18 protein-coding genes are annotated in these 17,205 nt (G+C 40.9%); 8 read left to right on the top strand and 10 right to left on the bottom strand.

The window, feature by feature from the left end:
• Positions 1-15: 15 nt before the first annotated feature.
• From F1E73_RS00205 to F1E73_RS00195, 3 genes are read right to left on the bottom strand one after another with little or no spacing between them, the layout of a single operon-like run.
• On the bottom strand, positions 16-567 hold the full coding sequence (locus F1E73_RS00205; RefSeq protein WP_086477275.1) for an RsmD family RNA methyltransferase: 552 nt from the start codon (positions 565-567) through the stop codon (positions 16-18).
• A gap of 3 nt (positions 568-570) precedes the next feature.
• A complete protein-coding gene (locus tag F1E73_RS00200; protein WP_150450808.1) occupies positions 571-1,407 on the bottom strand; it encodes a DUF3822 family protein in 837 nt (278 codons plus the stop codon).
• Positions 1,385-2,035: a hypothetical protein gene (locus tag F1E73_RS00195; protein ID WP_086477277.1), complete on the bottom strand. Its 651-nt coding sequence runs from the start codon at positions 2,033-2,035 to the stop codon at positions 1,385-1,387. The genes F1E73_RS00200 and F1E73_RS00195 overlap by 23 nt, the downstream gene beginning before the upstream one ends.
• 101 nt (positions 2,036-2,136) lie before the next feature.
• Between F1E73_RS00195 and F1E73_RS00190 the strand changes: the two genes are divergently transcribed.
• Genes F1E73_RS00190 through F1E73_RS00165 form a run of 6 tightly spaced genes read left to right on the top strand, consistent with a single transcriptional unit; the run spans position 2,137 to position 7,318 of the window.
• Positions 2,137-3,573: an ATP-dependent DNA helicase gene (locus tag F1E73_RS00190; protein ID WP_086477278.1), complete on the top strand. Its 1,437-nt coding sequence runs from the start codon at positions 2,137-2,139 to the stop codon at positions 3,571-3,573.
• Positions 3,574-3,602: 29 nt separating this feature from the next.
• Complete coding sequence (locus tag F1E73_RS00185) at positions 3,603-4,169, top strand: DUF4126 domain-containing protein (RefSeq protein ID WP_086477279.1); 567 nt, start codon at positions 3,603-3,605, stop codon at positions 4,167-4,169.
• A 32-nt stretch (positions 4,170-4,201) separates the two neighbouring features.
• Positions 4,202-4,915 (top strand): 3-deoxy-manno-octulosonate cytidylyltransferase, encoded by a 714-nt coding sequence (gene kdsB, locus F1E73_RS00180; protein ID WP_176328492.1) that lies wholly within the window; start codon positions 4,202-4,204, stop codon positions 4,913-4,915.
• Positions 4,906-5,628: an HAD family hydrolase gene (locus F1E73_RS00175; RefSeq protein ID WP_150450807.1), complete on the top strand. Its 723-nt coding sequence runs from the start codon at positions 4,906-4,908 to the stop codon at positions 5,626-5,628. The genes kdsB and F1E73_RS00175 overlap by 10 nt, the downstream gene beginning before the upstream one ends.
• Positions 5,612-6,733 (top strand): iron-containing alcohol dehydrogenase family protein, encoded by a 1,122-nt coding sequence (locus tag F1E73_RS00170; RefSeq protein WP_086477282.1) that lies wholly within the window; start codon positions 5,612-5,614, stop codon positions 6,731-6,733. Before F1E73_RS00175 ends, F1E73_RS00170 begins: the two co-directional genes overlap by 17 nt.
• Positions 6,734-6,778: 45 nt before the next feature.
• Positions 6,779-7,318, top strand: coding sequence for a 1-acyl-sn-glycerol-3-phosphate acyltransferase (locus tag F1E73_RS00165; protein ID WP_150450806.1), 540 nt, complete (start codon positions 6,779-6,781; stop codon positions 7,316-7,318).
• 15 nt (positions 7,319-7,333) lie between these two features.
• Here the strand turns inward: F1E73_RS00165 and F1E73_RS00160 are convergent, their stop codons facing one another.
• The 7 genes from F1E73_RS00160 to thrA form a co-directional block, all read right to left on the bottom strand.
• A complete protein-coding gene (locus F1E73_RS00160; RefSeq protein ID WP_086477284.1) occupies positions 7,334-8,044 on the bottom strand; it encodes a YebC/PmpR family DNA-binding transcriptional regulator in 711 nt (236 codons plus the stop codon).
• A gap of 67 nt (positions 8,045-8,111) precedes the next feature.
• The gene (locus tag F1E73_RS00155; RefSeq protein ID WP_086477285.1) at positions 8,112-8,399 is read right to left on the bottom strand and encodes a 4a-hydroxytetrahydrobiopterin dehydratase; all 288 of its coding nucleotides are present in this window, start codon (positions 8,397-8,399) and stop codon (positions 8,112-8,114) included.
• A 48-nt stretch (positions 8,400-8,447) separates the two neighbouring features.
• A complete protein-coding gene (locus tag F1E73_RS00150; protein ID WP_150450805.1) occupies positions 8,448-9,266 on the bottom strand; it encodes a sugar nucleotide-binding protein in 819 nt (272 codons plus the stop codon).
• 42 nt (positions 9,267-9,308) lie between these two features.
• Positions 9,309-10,394, bottom strand: a complete 1,086-nt coding sequence (gene gcvT, locus F1E73_RS00145) for a glycine cleavage system aminomethyltransferase GcvT (RefSeq protein WP_150450804.1) — start codon at positions 10,392-10,394, stop codon at positions 9,309-9,311.
• 174 nt (positions 10,395-10,568) lie between these two features.
• Positions 10,569-11,864 carry a threonine synthase gene (gene thrC / locus F1E73_RS00140; protein ID WP_150450803.1) on the bottom strand — a complete coding sequence of 432 codons (1,296 nt, stop codon included), beginning with the start codon at positions 11,862-11,864 and terminating at the stop codon, positions 10,569-10,571.
• 51 nt (positions 11,865-11,915) lie between these two features.
• The gene (locus F1E73_RS00135) at positions 11,916-12,842 is read right to left on the bottom strand and encodes a homoserine kinase (protein ID WP_086477289.1); all 927 of its coding nucleotides are present in this window, start codon (positions 12,840-12,842) and stop codon (positions 11,916-11,918) included.
• A gap of 80 nt (positions 12,843-12,922) precedes the next feature.
• Positions 12,923-15,367, bottom strand: a complete 2,445-nt coding sequence (gene thrA / locus F1E73_RS00130) for a bifunctional aspartate kinase/homoserine dehydrogenase I (RefSeq protein WP_150450802.1) — start codon at positions 15,365-15,367, stop codon at positions 12,923-12,925.
• A gap of 32 nt (positions 15,368-15,399) precedes the next feature.
• Here thrA and F1E73_RS17530 point away from each other — a divergent pair, with 32 nt between their 5' ends.
• Entirely contained in the window at positions 15,400-15,558 is a 159-nt protein-coding gene (locus F1E73_RS17530) for a hypothetical protein (protein ID WP_191088970.1), read from the top strand.
• Positions 15,559-15,633: 75 nt separating this feature from the next.
• The gene (locus F1E73_RS00125) at positions 15,634-17,172 is read left to right on the top strand and encodes an NAD(P)H-hydrate dehydratase (RefSeq protein WP_150450801.1); all 1,539 of its coding nucleotides are present in this window, start codon (positions 15,634-15,636) and stop codon (positions 17,170-17,172) included.
• The last annotated feature ends 33 nt before the right edge of the window (positions 17,173-17,205 follow it).

The raw sequence follows: 17,205 nt of genomic DNA, 5'->3' as shown, positions 1-17,205 counted from the left end.
ACCCATCACCTTAGATTATTCTTGGTCTCCTACCCATTCAAAAAAGCTGAAAATACTACTTCCATATCTTCTTTGGTTGGTAAAGTTGGGAGTTTGGGATAGATCCGTGTGTTTTGGATGTTCCAAAATCAATACGCCATTCTCTAAAAGCAATTCTTTTTCGAATACTAAATGGGCAATTTGGGCGAAATCCTCCACGGGTAAATCGTACGGAGGGTCAGCAAAGATTAAATGCGCTTTCTCTGCCTGGTTCTCCAAATAATCATACACATCCCTTTTTATGGCCTGAATAGGGAAATCGTATTTTTCGGAAGTTTCGGCAATGTATTGTACACATCCCTGATGGGCATCTACAGCAATAATATTAGTGGTCCCTCTGGAGGCAAATTCATAACTTATGTTGCCAGTACCAGAAAACAGGTCCAACACCTTTAAGTCTTCAAAATAGTATTGGTTGTTAAGAATATTGAACAGCGCTTCCTTGGCCATATCCGTCGTTGGGCGAACAGGAAGCTTTTTGGGTGCCATTAGGCGTTGTCCCTTATTTTTACCAGATATGATACGCATTGATTAATGGGAATTTAATAGTGTAAAATCTATAGACTGTTCTTCCACATCCCCATAATGATAAAGGGTGTGGTGAGCGGGAATAAAAATGGATATATGGTTTATATAGGTGTGGCATAATTCGTAGAGGGGGTCCCCTTCCTCTATCGCTCCGAACAATTTAAGCATTGTAGTTTCTGTATCTAACTGCAATTGCTCTAGGGTAAATAGAAGGTAATAAATAAAATCCTCCTTAGACGTAAAACTGAAGTTGTTGTAAAGTAATAGCTTTTTGTTTTGAATAACGGCAATATCCATATGGCCATCCATTATATGTGCATAGCATATGGGCTCCTTGTTATTGCCGTGGCTGTTTATTAAATACTTTATTAAAACGGTCCCATGATGCATAAACTCAAAATCGCCGAAAAGATCGTAGATGTAGTTATTAATGTTTACATAGGGAACATAGACATTTGCCATCTCCATATTTTCAATCTCGTCGTATACCAAATGGTCGTTGGCCAATATTTTGGCATTGAACTTAAGGTAATTGGCTAGATCATCCTTATTGAAAAGGGCTTTGGGGACCAAACAGAATAGGTTGTTCCTATGAATGACTACAACCTCGGAAAATTGATTTTTACGAATCTTATGCGTCTCAAAGAGCTCTTTTAATTCCTTTTGTAAGGCATAGGGGGTCAGTTCGTTTTGGAAACTGATTTTTTCCGAAGCGAGAATGGTATTGGTAAGTGTGTCCAATACACAAAAAGAAAGTCCATTCAAGCTAACTTGAATGGACAATTTATGATATTCTGATTTGAAATCTTCTAAAATGCTATTGGTTGTTTCGTTTGTCATAGATAGATGGCCAATTTCCACTGGTGCTTACCTCAGTCATGGAACCAACTTTGATCACGTTACCATTAACTTCATCAACGTTTACTTGAGTGTTCTCCTTCGCCAATAAATCCTTGGGTTGGTCATGAAGCACAACATCTTTACTTACCTTAACTTCAAAAACGGGAGCTTTGTAATTTCCTTTTTCTATAATGCCAGCGCTCATTTCAAACTGTTCGTTATTTTTTGCATACGGAACATTCATCATAGTCTTGTAGCGCGTGTCATTTTTAAACAAAGAATCCTTTACAGATACGAAACCAAGGGTGTCTATAATCTTAACCTCCTTTAGCATATCGATACCAAAATTCCTGTCGTACTCCATATACGAGGAGTCTCTTTGCTGTGTAATAATGTATTTGCCAGTATCTACAAAGCTGACCAAGGCTTTAAAATCTTTGGCATACCTCCCATTTACGGTCTTATAAGCCTCTTGGGAATTTCTAATGTCCTTTAGGTTAGCTATCACCTGGGCAAAACGCTCTTGTTTAACCTTCTTAAACTCAATAGGCCCATTGACAGATTTATAGATCATAAATGCTAATCCAATACTTACCAGCCAAAGAAAAATTTGTAAAATGGTCTTCATTTCTTATGTGTTATTATATTTAGTGGTTATCACAAATCTACAATTTTTTTTTAATGCCAAAAGTATTTGACCTTAAAAATACTGATTATCTTTGAAGACCTATGAATTCTATAACTGACACTAATTTTTACAATCTTCTAATTGATAAATTTCCGCATGACGTAACCCCCAAGCAGTCAGTTGCATTACAGCAACTTTCTAGCTTTATTTTATCCAAGGAAAAAAATAAGGTATTTTTATTGAAGGGATTTGCAGGTACTGGAAAAACTACCATTATTGGTACCATGGTGACCAATTTGTGGAAAACTACCATGAAGGCGGTTTTAATGGCCCCTACCGGGAGAGCGGCGAAAGTGATGTCTAACTATTCCGGAACCCAAGCATTTACTATTCACAGAAAAATATACTTCCCTAAAAAACAAAGGGGAGGAGGGGTGCAATTTGTGTTATCGCCCAATAAACATACAAACACGCTGTTTATTGTAGATGAAGCTTCCATGATTTCGGATACGCCCACAGATTCCAAATTGTTGGAAAATGGCTCCTTATTAAACGATCTAATGACCTATGTATACGGAGGTCATAATTGTAAGTTGATACTTATTGGGGATACTGCCCAGTTGCCACCAGTGCATTTAAATCTTAGCCCTGCATTGGATGAAAGGCAATTATCCTTGAACTACGATAAGGAAGTGATAAAGTTAGAGTTAGACGAGGTGGTGCGCCAGGCGGTGGATTCTGGCATACTTGCCAATGCTACCAATTTAAGGGAGCAATTACAGAGCGAGTTTTATGACGACTTTAAATTCTCTGTTTCCCCATATGCGGATATTGTTCGATTGATTGATGGGCACGACATCCAGGAGGCGATAGATGAGTCCTATTCCCAAAATGGTAAAGAGGAAACTGCCATAATTGTACGATCTAACAAACGCGCCAACCTGTACAATGAAAATATAAGGAATAGGATTTTATATCTAGAAAATGAATTGGCCGTTGGGGATTATATGATGGTGGTTAAAAATAACTACTTTTGGTTGAAGCCAACCTCCGAGGCCGGATTTATTGCTAATGGTGACATTATTGAAGTGCTGGAGATTTTCTCTATAAAAGAATTATACGGATTTAAATTCGCAGAAGTAAAGGTTAAAATGGTAGATTACCCCAATCAGAAACCTTTCGAAACAGTTCTCTTATTGGACACCATAATGGCAGAGACCCCCTCCTTGTCCTATGAGGATGGCAACCGACTTTACCAGGAGGTAATGAAAGACTATGCAGAGGAAAGGTCCAAGTACAAAAAGTTTTTGGCCGTAAAGAACAATACTTTTTTTAATGCCCTTCAAGTGAAGTTTTCATATGCCATCACCTGTCATAAATCCCAGGGAGGGCAGTGGAACACCGTTTTTGTAGAACAGCCTTACCTGCCTAATGGAATGGATAAGGAATACCTAAGATGGTTGTATACTGCTATCACTAGGGCTAAGGATAAGTTATATCTGATTGGATTTAAGGACGATTTTTTTGTTGATCCTTAATAAGTTAAATTCGCATTAATTAATGGCAGATGGCTTTTGAAACTGTTTTAAGCATATTTTTAGGGATTGGGCTTGCCGCATCGGTGGGTTTTAGAATTTTTATGCCCTTGTTTGCTTTAAGTTTGGCTGCCTATTTTAATGTCTGGGAATTAAATGATCACTGGGAATGGATAGGGAGCATCCCGGCTTTGGTTACCTTAGGGGTAGCCACTGTAGTTGAAATTTTCGCTTATTTAATTCCATGGGTAGATAATTTGCTAGACGGTTTTGCAGTGCCTTTGGCCGCTATTGCCGGCACGGCAGTGATGGTATCTACTATGGCAGATCTAGATCCTGTTTTTACATGGAGCCTGGCCATTATTGCTGGAGGTGGTACCGCAACGGCCATTAAAAGTACTTCCGCTACCGGAAGGGTAGCCTCATCGGCTACAACAGGCGGATTAGCAAATCCTATCATCGGGTTGGTAGAAACGGTGGCTGCAGGAATAATGACTATTTTGGCCATTTTTGTACCCATACTAGCCGTGGGCCTTACGGTACTAATATTGTTTTTCCTTTTAAAAATATATAAAAGGCTAAAACCGAAATCTAATTAATATTTAAAATTTTTTTAGTGAAAATAATTGCAATGATACCCGCCCGTTATGCTGCTTCCAGATTCCCTGGGAAATTAATGCAGGACTTACAGGGAAAACCAGTTATCCAGAGAACTTATGAGGCAGCGGTTAATACTGGCTTGTTCGAGGAAGTGTACGTAGTAACGGATAGCCCCGTAATTTATGAATGTATTAGCAATATTGGTGGAAAGGCCATTATGAGCAAAAAGGAACACGAATGCGGGAGTGATCGTATCGCCGAGGCTGTAGAAGCCATGGATGTAGATATTATTGTGAACGTACAAGGGGATGAGCCTTTTACAGAACGCAAAAGCTTGGCCGATGTTATTGAGGTCTTTAAGGACGATCATGATAAGGAGATAGACCTAGCTTCCCTGATGACACGGATCACGGATTGGGTAGAGATCAACGATCCCAACACTGTAAAGGTTATAGTGGATAAGCAGCATTTTGCCCTATATTTTTCAAGAGCCCCTATTCCGTACCCTAGAGCTAGGGAGTTAGATATACCTTACTTTAAGCACAAAGGTATTTATGCCTTTAGAAAGCGTGCTTTAATGGATTTCCAGCGATTGCCCATGCAAATACTGGAAGCAACCGAAAAAATTGAGGCGATCCGATATTTGGAATATGGTAAAAAAATAAAAATGGTGGAAACCAATGTCTCGGGAATTGAAATAGATACTCCAGAAGACCTGGAAAAGGCTAAAAGTGTATGGAAGTAGATTATAGCAAAATTAAGGTAATTGGTTTTGATGCGGATGATACCTTATGGGTAAATGAGACCTATTTTAGGGAGACCGAGGAGAAGTTCGCCAACCTTTTGGAAAAATATGAAACCAAGAACAAAACGGATCAAGAGCTCTTTAGGACCGAAATGGAGAATTTGGGGCTTTATGGATACGGGATAAAGGGGTTTGTGCTATCTATGATAGAGACTGCTTTAGATCTTTCCAATAATAAGGTTTCTCAAGCAACAATTACAGAAATCCTAGACCTAGGGAAGCAAATGTTGTCTCACCCAGTGGAGTTGTTGGAGGGGGTAGAGGAAGTGCTGCAGCAATTAAAGGATAGGTACCGCTTAATAGTTTTAACCAAGGGAGATTTGTTGGACCAGGAGCGGAAATTAGAAAAATCTGGACTCTCCAAATACTTTCATCATGTGGAAGTGCTCAGTGATAAAAAAGAAGACAATTATAAAAAGCTCTTGGAACATCTTCAAATTCCCGTTTCGGAATTTTTGATGGTAGGAAACTCCTTAAAATCAGACATCTTGCCCATTGAAAACATTGGGGCAAAAGCGGTTCATATCCCATTTCATACCACCTGGCAGCACGAGGTAGTGGAGCTAGAGGAACATCAGAACGGCCATCTTACCCTTAACTCCCTTTCCGAGCTTTTAAAATATCTAAACTATAGTAATGGAAATACGGAATAAGGAGGTAGATACAAGTACTAAGGTAAATGCCAAATTTAGGAATTTCCCCATGGTGCCTAGGGTGATATTTGGCAAGGGTAGTTTTGATCAGTTAGGGGAGATTTTACTTCCAAAAAGGAAAAATTCCGAAGCCCCTATGATCTATTTGATCGATGATGTATTTGAAGGGGGATCACTAATTTCTCGGATTCCTAGGTTTCCCAATGACCAGATTATTTTTATATCGGCAGATGAGGAGCCAAAAACTGCACAGGTAGATTTTTTGACAGATGGGATACGTAGTCAATTTAGTCAACTTCCCTCCGGAATAGTTGGCATAGGGGGAGGCACCTTATTAGATTTGGCCAAAGCGGTGGCCATTATGCTGAATAACGAAGGAAGGTCCCAGGATTATCAAGGTTGGGACTTGGTGAAACAACCGGCTATCTATCACGTGGGGATACCCACCATCAGTGGTACTGGTGCCGAGGTGTCTAGGACTACGGTCTTATTGGGACCAGAGAAAAAATTGGGCATCAATTCCGATTTCACTCCTTTTGATCAGGTGGTGTTAGATCCAGACCTTACTAAGGGGGTTGCTAAAGACCAGTGGTTTTATACGGGAATGGACTGTTTTATCCATTGCGTGGAATCCCTAAATGGTACCTTTTTAAATGCCTTTAGCCAGAGTTATGGAGAAAAAGCGCTAGAACTCTGCAAGGAGGTCTATTTGGAAGATTTGGAAGATGCGGACGCTAGGGATAAATTAATGATGGCTTCGTGGCATGGGGGTATGAGTATTGCCTACTCGCAAGTGGGTGTTGCCCACGCTATGAGTTATGGACTGTCTTACTTGCTGGGAGTGCGACATGGGATAGGGAATTGTTTGGTTTTTCAGCATTTGGAAGAGTATTATCCAGAAGGGGTAGCCCTCTTTCATGCAATGAGGAAAAAACATCAAATAAACTTACCCAAAGGAATATGCAGCGACTTAACGGATAGTGATTATGATATAATGATTAGGGTGGCCCTAAGTTTGGAACCGCTTTGGGAAAATGCATTGGGCAAGGAATGGCGCTCAATCATAAGTCCTGAAAAGTTAAAAGCTATTTATCAAAAAATATAAGTTTTAATTGATCCTTCCCGTTTGGAGGGTACTAATTTAGCATGCATGCATACCCTCGCAAAATTCATATACTTTAAAATTATGGGGTGGAAACTAATCGGTTCCTTTCCTAAAGTGGATAAATGTGTAGTAATAGTAGTGCCACATACCAGTTGGGTCGATTTCTTTCTTGGGCTTCTGGTGCGCAGGGTGCTAAACGAGGAGATTAATTTTATTGCAAAGAAGAGCTTGTTTAAGCCCCCCTTTGGCTGGTATTTTCGTTGGATGGGCGGTACGCCTATAGATAGGAGTAAAAATATGGATACCGTAAGGGCAACGGTAAAAATCTTTCAACAGAAAAAACAGTTTAGACTTGCCCTTTCACCAGAGGGAACGCGGAAAAAGGTAAGTGAATGGAAAACGGGATTTTACTATATTGCAAAAGCCGCCGAAGTCCCAATTGTATTGGTTGCATTTGATTTTGGGGAGAAACAGGTAAAGATTTCAACACCCCATTATCCAACAGATGATAAGGAGTTGGATTTTAAAACCTATAAAGCTTTTTTCAAGGGGGTGATGGGAAAAATCCCTAAAAAAAGCTTTTAGTAGTTTTAATATCGGTTACTCTTCCATGGTGTGATATACATTCTGTACATCATCATCCTCTTCTATCTTTTCTAGAAGTTTTTCCACATCGGCAGCTTCCTCTTCGGATAGTTTTTTGGTAACCTGTGGAATACGGTCAAAGCCAGAGGAAAGGATCTCTATTTCTCTGCGCTCCAATTCCTTTTGTATGGCTCCGAAACTTTCAAAGGGGGCGTATATTAGAATACCGTCCTCATCAGCAAATACCTCTTCGGCACCAAAATCGATCATTTCCAGTTCCAGTTCCTCAGGATCGATGCCTTCTGTGGGAATCCTAAAATTACAGGTATGGTCAAACATAAATTCTACCGAACCGGAAGTTCCTAGGCTTCCGTTGCATTTATTGAAATAGCTTCTTATGTTGGCAACAGTCCTGGTATTGTTGTCCGTTGCGGTCTCTACTAAAATAGCGATACCATGAGGGGCGTAGCCTTCAAAAAGCACCTCCTTATAATCGCCCAAACTTTTGTCCGAAGCCCTTTTTATAGCCCTTTCCACATTGTCCTTGGGCATATTTACGGCCTTTGCATTTTGGATTACCGCTCGTAACCTCGCGTTGGATCCCGGGTCTGGACCCCCCTCTTTTACTGCAATTACAATATCCTTGCCTATTCTTGTAAAGGCTTTGGACATTGCCGACCATCTTTTCATCTTTCGTGCTTTTCTAAACTCAAAAGCTCTTCCCATTATTTGTTTTTGTTTAGATTAAGGAAACAAATTTAATAATTTTTAAGGCTGTAACAACAGTTCTAGTTTATTCACTGTCTATTATCTCCTCTATTTTTTTTGCCAATTTGAAGTCCTTTTCCGTTACACCGTTGGCATCATGGGTATTGAGGCGAATATGAAGGGAATTGTAAACGTTGCTCCAGTCGGGATGGTGGTTTTGTGCCTCACACTCGAAAGCAATTCTGGTCATTACCGAAAATGCTTCTTTAAAGTTCTTAAATTCGAAAGAGGTTTCTATGGCGCCTTCTACATATTCCCAGCCTTCCAATTGTTCCAATCTTTTTTCTATTTCTTCTTTGGATAATGTGCTCATGTCGTTAATTTTTATAAAGTTAATAAAATAAGCCTAGGATAGCGTGTGCTATTCTGTAAAGATATGCTGGTCTATGATGTCTTGATAGCTAAAGCGTAAATATTTGGGTAGTCTATTCATATTAGGCAATACGGCAAGATAGCGATCTTCATTGGAGGTGTATACCCTTTTATAAATGGGCCGAGATTTCCCCATACGTTTTACGATTTCCTCAATAAATTCGTCATGGTGAATTAGATCTTCGGAGCCTAGGTGGTAAATTCCAGATCTATTTCTATTGATGATATAGTGAGTTTGCTGGGTAAGCCTGTCCTCACTAGTGACGTTCATAATTAGATTGGGAAATACTTCTAAGGGTTGGTTCAGCGTCAAGGCGTCTTTCACCTCCCTTATTCTGGGGGAGTGGCTGCCAAAAACCATGGGAACTCGTATAATGGTCATTTGGGATTGTGGAATCCGCAACAGCATGTTTTCTATCTTTATTTTGAGTCGGCCATAAATGCTTTCCGAATAGGTTTTGTCGTACTCATAGGAAGGGTACTTGCTATAGGCATCAAAAACATTGGCAGAGGAAATAAAGTGTAGTTTGCAATTGTGCTCTAAGATATAGGCTATTAGGTGTTGATGAGCCACTATTTGCGCCGGAAAATTGCCCCTTAGGGCGGAGATGATGATGTTGGGTCTTACCTTTTCTAGGATTTGAACAAGGTCGTCCTCCTCTAGGTCATACCTATAGAAGTGATGGTTGTCCTCAAATCGTTTTCTTGCGGAATAATAAGTTCCGTAGGTATCAAAATAGGAGTTTAGTTCCCGGTAAATAGCATTTCCGATAAAACCACTGGCTCCTAAAATGAGTATTTTATTCATTCAATCATCTCCTTTTCCCTTACTCAGTTAATTAAAATGAGCTTATACTTTATAGAAAGGGGGTTTTACTATGGTTGCCGGAACCGCCTTTTTTCTAATTTGAATATAAATGTTATTGCCAATTCCTGAGACTTCTGTAGGAACAAATCCGAGACCTATTCCTTTGGAAAGTGAGGGCGACATGGTTCCGGAGGTTACCTTTCCCAGAGTATTACCATCTTGGTCTACAATGTCATATCCTTGTCTTGGAATACCTTTTTCGTTAAGTTCAAAAGCGATCAACTTTCTTTTAGGGCCGGCTTCCTTTTCTTTGGCCAACGCTTCGCTATTTACAAAATCTTTAGTGAATTTTGTAATCCACCCCAATCCGGTTTCCAGTGGAGAGGTAGTATCATCAATATCGTTGCCATACAGGCAGTACCCCATTTCCAATCTTAAGGTATCCCTAGCAGCAAGTCCGATAGGCTTTATTCCATAAGCTTCACCAGCCTCAAAAACCTTGTCCCAAATCTGTTGAACTTCCTCGTTTTTGCAATATATTTCAAATCCGCCCGATCCGGTGTATCCGGTGGCCGAAATTATGACGTTGGGGATGCCTGCAAAATCCGAAACTACAAAGGTGTAGAATTTTAAGGTAGATAAGTCAACCGATGTTAATTTCTGCATGGCTTCCACTGCCTTGGGACCCTGAATGGCCAGCAAGGAATATTCCGCGGAAATATTGCGCATGTCTGCCCCTATCTCCTTATTGTATTTACTGATATGCTCCCAGTCTTTATCTATATTGCTAGCATTTACAACCAATAAATATTGGTCCTCTTTCATTTTATAGATGATAAGGTCGTCTACAATGCCTCCCGTTTCATTGGGAAGGCAACTGTATTGCGCCTTTCCTACAGTTAGTTTGCTTGCATCATTGGAAGCTACTTTCTGGATAAGATCCAAGGCTTTTGGTCCGCTTATTAGAAATTCTCCCATATGAGAAACATCAAAAACACCCACCCCGTCTCTAACGGTTTGGTGTTCTGCGTTAACGCCTTCATAGGAAACGGGCATGTTGAATCCGGCAAAAGGAACCATTTTTGCACCCAATGCCTCATGGGTTTTTGTTAATGCTGTATTTTTCATGGTATTGGTTTAAAAGGTAAAAGTATCGAAAATTAATCGATAGGAAAATGCATGCGGAATTTTGTTTATAGAATTTTGGTCTAGGGTTAAAGGGGTTGCCCATCCGCAAGGCCTAACTGGTTCAGGGTAAATTAGGTGTTCGGATACTACTCTTAGTGATATTTCCCGTGCTAGTTAATTGTTCCTTAAAAATGTTTTTAAATCTTCGTACGCTGAAATGGTTGTGGATACTTTCTTCTTATCCATCAGCTGAGCAATTTTTTCAGGTAACTCAATTTTTTCTTTCAAGGTATCTTCTACCACATCCAAAAATTTCACTGGGTGGGCGGTTTCCAAAAATATTCCATAACTGTTAGGATGGTGCTCCTGATACTTTTTAAGGCCAAGGTAGCCAACCGCGCCATGGGGATCTGCAATATAATTGTGGTCCCTATATAGCATGCGCATTGCCTCTTTGGTCTCCTCATCTGTAAATGAGTACGAGCTTAAGTTTTTGGACAGTTCCTCAAAATTGTCCTTATATAAATGCCTTATCCGAATAAAATTACTAGGATCTCCTACATCCATGGCGTTGGATATGGTGGCAACGGAGGCTTTTGGATTATAAATACCGGTAGCCATAAAGTTGGGGACAATATCATTCACATTGGTGGCGGCTACAAAGTGCTTGCAGGGCATCCCCAATTTTTGGGCCATAATACCTGCGCAAATATTCCCGAAATTTCCGCTGGGTACGGAGAAAACGATCTCTTTACCCAAAGTTTTTGCGTGTTTATAGGCAAACAGAAAGTAGAACATCTGAGGGAGCCATCGCGCTACATTGATACTGTTAGCTGAGGTAAGTTGCATGTTTTGCGTTAGTTCCTTATCTAAAAAAGCCGATTTAACCATTTCCTGGCAATCGTCAAAGGTACCATCTACTTCCAATGCGGAAATGTTTTGTCCTAAGGTGGTCAATTGCTTTTCCTGAATATCACTCACCTTTCCGCTGGGGTATAAGATCACCACTTTAACCCCAGGGACGCCCAAGAATCCGTTGGCAACCGCACCTCCAGTATCCCCGGAAGTGGCTACTAGTACAGTAATATTATTCCTCTTTTCCTTAGAAAAATACCCTAGGCAACGGGCCATAAACCTAGCGCCTACATCTTTAAAAGCCATAGTGGGGCCATGGAAAAGTTCCAAGGAAGCAGTATTTTCAGTGATGGGAACCAAGGGGAAATCGAAGTCTAGTACTTCTTTCAAGATGGTCCTTAGGGCTTTTTCGGGAATGGTATCGCTTACAAATTGATTGATGGCCCTATAGGCAATCTCCTGATTGGATAAGGTTTCGATGTTGTCAAAAAAAGAAGCAGGTAAGGGGGTAATTTCATCTGGAAAGTACAAGCCCCTATCCGGAGCAATTCCTTTTATGACGGCCTCTTTAAAGGAGACCGAAGGAGCATTTTTATTTAGGCTGTAATAATTCATGGATTGCAGTGTTAAATTCTTCAATTGCTTTTTCAGGAGGCGCTAGTGCGACTATAATATTTTTATTCCCTCAGTATTTATTTTGGATACGTGTACATCATTGTCTACCCCAATCTTTTGATACACTTTTTTCATGGCCTCAGCAACGGATCGTGCAATATCCTCACCTTCGCTTAAAGCAAAAATAGAGGGGCCAGACCCGGAAATGCCACAGCCCAAGGCTCCTGCTTCCAAGGCGTCTTCTTTTACCTTATCAAATCCTGGGATTAGAATAGAGCGGATGGGCTCTACAATATGGTCTACTAGAGATCTCCCAATTAAGTCGTAGTCATTGGTAAATAGTCCAGCAATTAGTCCGCCTACATTCCCCCATTGTTTAATGCCATCCTCCAAGGATATGTTGGTTTTTAGAATACGTCTAGAATCGGAGGTTTTTACCTCAATTTGTGGATGTATTACGGTAGCATAGAGGGCGGGTGGGGTGGGGATATTAATAATATCTAAGGGCTGATAGCTTCGTACTAGGGTGAATCCGCCAAATAGGGCAGGGGCTACATTGTCTGCATGGGCTACCCCACTGGCCAATCGTTCTCCTTCCATGGCAAATTTCACCAATTCCAATTTGGAAAAAGGATTGCCAAGAAGTGCGTTCATTGCCCAAACGGCTCCAGCAGAACTGGCGGCACTACTCCCAATACCACTGCCTGCCTTGATTTTTTTGTAGATCTCAATTTCAAAACCTCCATCGTATTCACTGGCTGCTAAAAGGGCCAAACCAGCAACTCCCGCTACATTTTGTAGGGTCTCTGTGGGCAGGTCCTGTCCAGTTAGTTTGGTGATTTTAATTCCTTTTTCGGAAGTTTTCCTTACCACCATTTCGTCCCCAACGGCCTCCAAAGCCAAACCCAATACATCAAATCCGCAGGATATATTGGCAATGGTGGCTGGAGCGAATATTCTTATTTCGTTTTTGTTCATTTTTTATCAATTCAAAAAATTACAATCCTGCCCTTAGTGGTAAAAGTAAAGATTACTAAGGGCATTGTTTTGTTAATGGCCTAGAAATTCCCTATCCGGATAATATCGGCAAAAATACCAGAGGCCGTTACGTCTGCACCAGCGCCCGCACCCTTAATAATCATCGGCTGGTTGGGATATCGTTCTGTATAGAACAAAACAATATTGTCACTACCCTCCAGGTTGTAAAAGTCGTGCCCCTTGGGGATCCGTTGTAAGCCAACACTGGCTTTTCCATCCTCAAACTGTGCTACATATTTCAATTTACTGTCTTCTTCTACCGCCTGTTGGTAGAGGGCTTGGAAAGACTCCTCATGTTCCTTTAGCGTGCGGAAAAAATCCTCGTTATTGGTGGTTTCCAAACTTTCCTGGGGAAGGAAAGATTGATTTTCAATATCTTCTATCTCCAATATATTCCCGCTTTCTCGGGCTAGGATTAGTATTTTCCTCATGACATCTATTCCACTTAGGTCAATTTTAGGATCGGGTTCTGTATAGCCTTCCTCTTGAGCTTTTTTAACAATATCGTGAAAAGTGGTATGGTCGTTAAAATTATTAAAAACAAAATTTAAGCTACCAGAGAGTACTGCTTGTATCTTTAAAACCTTATCCCCAGAGGCAATTAAATGCTTTAGGGTGTCTATAATGGGGAGGCCAGCTCCTACATTGGTTTCAAATAGGAAGGGGGCATTGTATTTTCTGGCCAAATCCTTCAATTCCTGATAATGGCTAAATTGGGAGGAACAAGCTATTTTATTACAGGTGACCACAGAAATGCTGTTTTTTAAATAATTAGGGTAGGTGGAAGATACCTCTTCGCTGGCGGTATTGTCCACAAAAATACTGTTCCTGTAATTTAACTTCATGACTGTGTCATAGAAGCGGGCTTTGTCCGCTTTTGGACCAGAAGCCAATAGTGCCTCCCAATTTTTTAATGGGATGCCGTCCTCATCAAAATACATGGTTCTGGAATTAGACATTCCAATAACGCGGATATTGAGCATTAGTTTTTCTTTTAAATACTGCTTTTGTTGTTGTATTTGCGCTATAAACTTGGCTCCCACGTTCCCAACTCCCATTACAAAAAGGTTCAGTTGCCTTATATTTTCCTCGAAGAACACTTCGTGTAGGCTGTTCAAAGCCTTTTTTACATCAGACTTTAAGATAACCGCAGATATATTCCGTTCAGAAGCGCCCTGTGCAATGGCTCTAATATTTACGTTATTCTTGCCCAGCGTACTGAACATTTTTCCGCTAAGCCCTTGGTGACTCTTCATATTGTCTCCAACTAGAGCAATAATGGCTAGGTCTTTTTCGGCGATGACCGGTTTAATTCTACCCCTCGATATTTCAAAGTCGAAGGCTTCGTTTACAATGGCTACTGCCTTCTCGGTATCCTGATTGGAAATACCTACACAGATAGAATGTTCCGAGGAAGCCTGTGTAATAAGGACTACGCTGATACCCGCATTGGAAAGCACTTCAAAGAAGCGTTTCGATATTCCCGGGATTCCTACCATTCCAGAGCCCTCTAGGGAGAGCAAGGCTACTTCTTCTACATGGCTAATACCTCTAACCGTCTTCCCTGTGCCATTTTTATTTTTTGATATTAAGGTGCCAGGCTCTTCCGGTTTAAAAGTGTTTTTAATTTGAATAGGGATGCCTTTGCTTAACACGGGTTGAATGGTGGGTGGGTACAATACCTTTGCCCCAAAATGTGAAAGCTCCATGGCTTCTTCATAGGAAATATGCGGAATGGACCTTGCTTGTTTTACGATTTTTGGATTGGCGGTATACATGCCGCTTACATCCGTCCATACCTGTAATAGTTCCGCATCTAGGGCATTGGCCACAATGGCGGCGGTGTAATCCGAGCCTCCGCGTCCCAATGTAGTGGCGTCTCCGGAAACGGAAGAGGCAATAAATCCGCCCATAACGAGAACCTTATTGTCGTGGTTTTTTAGAACACTAACGCAGTTGCTGTTGGTAAGTTGAAAGTTTACCGTTGTTTTTCCATGCGCCAAATTTGTCTTTATCAGTTTTCTGCTATCGATATATGCAGCATCTATCCCCTCGGCTATAAAATGCTCACTTATAATATAAGAAGAGAGTAATTCGCCATAACTAACAATCTTATCCGATAGTTTGGGGGTGATCTCCCCTATCAAGAAAGCGCCTTCCAAAAGGGTTTCCAAGGTGTTTAATTCGGTTTTCACCTTACTGAGCATCTTGCTCTGAGAGTGGATCGGGATCAGCTCTTTTATGGTGCTTAAATGCCGGTCTTCAATTTCCTTTAAAGCGCTTTTATAAGCGTTGTCCTGAGTACAAGCTAATGCGGCCGATTTTAATAAAAGATCGGTGATGCCCCCAAGGGCCGAGACTACCACGATGGTGTTCTCTGATTGCTGATTGGCAATTATGTTTTTTACTAGATTGATATTGTTGGCATTGGCAACAGAAGTGCCCCCGAATTTTAGAACTTTCATGGTTCGATGGTATTAAGAGAATAAACTGAATTATGAGAAAAAAGAAAACGGACGTATATGTAGTAGCTTACCCCAATGGGGTGGTGGTACCGATAACGGTAATAGCCAAAGTACCATTGGTGAATGGTGATTTGCCTAAAATGATGTCCGATTTTATCAAGGTCATGATATATTTAAAGTATCAAATGTAGTATTTTTGATTGCTCTATCAAATCTTTAGGTGAATTTTTACGAGATTGATAATTTATAATAAATATTCTTGAAGAATGAAGATTTATAACGCCCAGGAAATATACGAAGCTGATAAAATCACATTGGAAAGACAGAGGATAACCGCTGAGGAGCTAATGGAAAGAGCTGCAATTCAGATTTTTAACTGGATGCACAACAACTTGCAGGCAGCCAAATCCCCTATACATATCTTTTGTGGTATCGGTAATAATGGGGGAGATGGACTGGTGGTGGCTAGGTATTTAATACAACATGGATATAGTGTATTTGTTTATATAATTAATTTCAGCGAACACCGGTCCAAGGAGTTTTTGGTGAATTTAGATCGATTAAAAGAGTTGAATGTTGCGCCGAAATATTTGGAGGAAAACTCCCCGCTGCCACGCTTGGAAAAGGATGCGATTGTTGTTGATGCTATTTTTGGAATTGGCCTGTCTAGGGAGGTAGCTCCGTGGATATTAAAAGTTTTTCAAGTAATAAATGAGTCCTCGGCCTTTGTGCTGTCGGTAGATATACCCTCGGGAGTTTTTATGGACCAAAAGGTGCCTAAAGCTGATGAAGCCATTAAAAGTGATTTGTTGCTTAGTTTTCAAGTGCCAAAACTTATTTTTTTCCTGCCAGATACGGGGGCCTTCATTAGCCGATGGGAACTGTTGGATATTGGTTTGGATCAGGAGTATTTAAAAGGGGTGGTTTCCAAGTATCAACTGGTGGATGCGTCGGAAGCTGTTAGCTTGTATCGTCCTAGGGAAAAGTTTTCGCACAAGGGAACCTATGGGCATTCGGTGATTGTTGGTGGTAGTTATGGGAAGATAGGTGCGGTCTTATTGGCTGCAAAGGGGTGTCTTAAATCGGGAAGCGGATTGGTTACTGCCTTTGTTCCTAAATGTGGTTATATCCCCCTGCAAAGTGGATTTCCGGAGTTAATGGTCCTTACCGATGACAATGAGGAGCAAATCACTGATATAAAGATCAATTTTAAGCCTAGCGTCATCGGGATTGGAGTAGGTCTGGGTACGGATGCACGAACATTGCGAGCATTTTCCCAGTTCTTGGCATCTAATACGGCTCCCTTGGTTATTGATGCGGATGGTTTAAACCTTATGGCTAAGGATCCATCACTGCTTGGTCTGCTTCCTTCACAAACCGTACTTACGCCTCATCCCAAGGAGTTAGAGCGGTTATTGGGTAAATGGAAGAACGACTTTGATAAGTTAAACAAAACCAAGGCGTTTTCTAAAAAGTACGATTGTATTGTAGTGATAAAAGGGGCGCATACCACCACGGTATACAAAGATAGGGGGTACGTTAACGCTACTGGAAACCCTGGAATGGCCACAGCAGGGAGTGGTGATGTGCTTACTGGCATAGTTACTGGATTAATCGCTCAGGGGTATCCTCCTTTAGAAGCAACAATTTTGGGGGTGTATTTGCATGGGAAGGCGGCTGATATAGCAGTAGCCCAATGTGGTTATCAAGCGATGGTGGCTACGGATATTTTTTCGAATTTAGGAAAGGCTTTTAAGTCGTTAGAGGAAGGGGTGGACTCGCCTATTGGGCCAAAAAAGGATTAGGGGAGATGTATGATGAACGAGTAGAGGGGATAA

The sequence above is a fragment of the Arenibacter lacus genome (genome assembly GCF_008711145.1).
GTDB classification, from domain to species: Bacteria; Bacteroidota; Bacteroidia; order Flavobacteriales; family Flavobacteriaceae; genus Arenibacter; species Arenibacter amylolyticus.
Note: the sequence above shows the minus strand (reverse complement) of the source record. Positions and strands in the feature narration are given on the sequence as shown.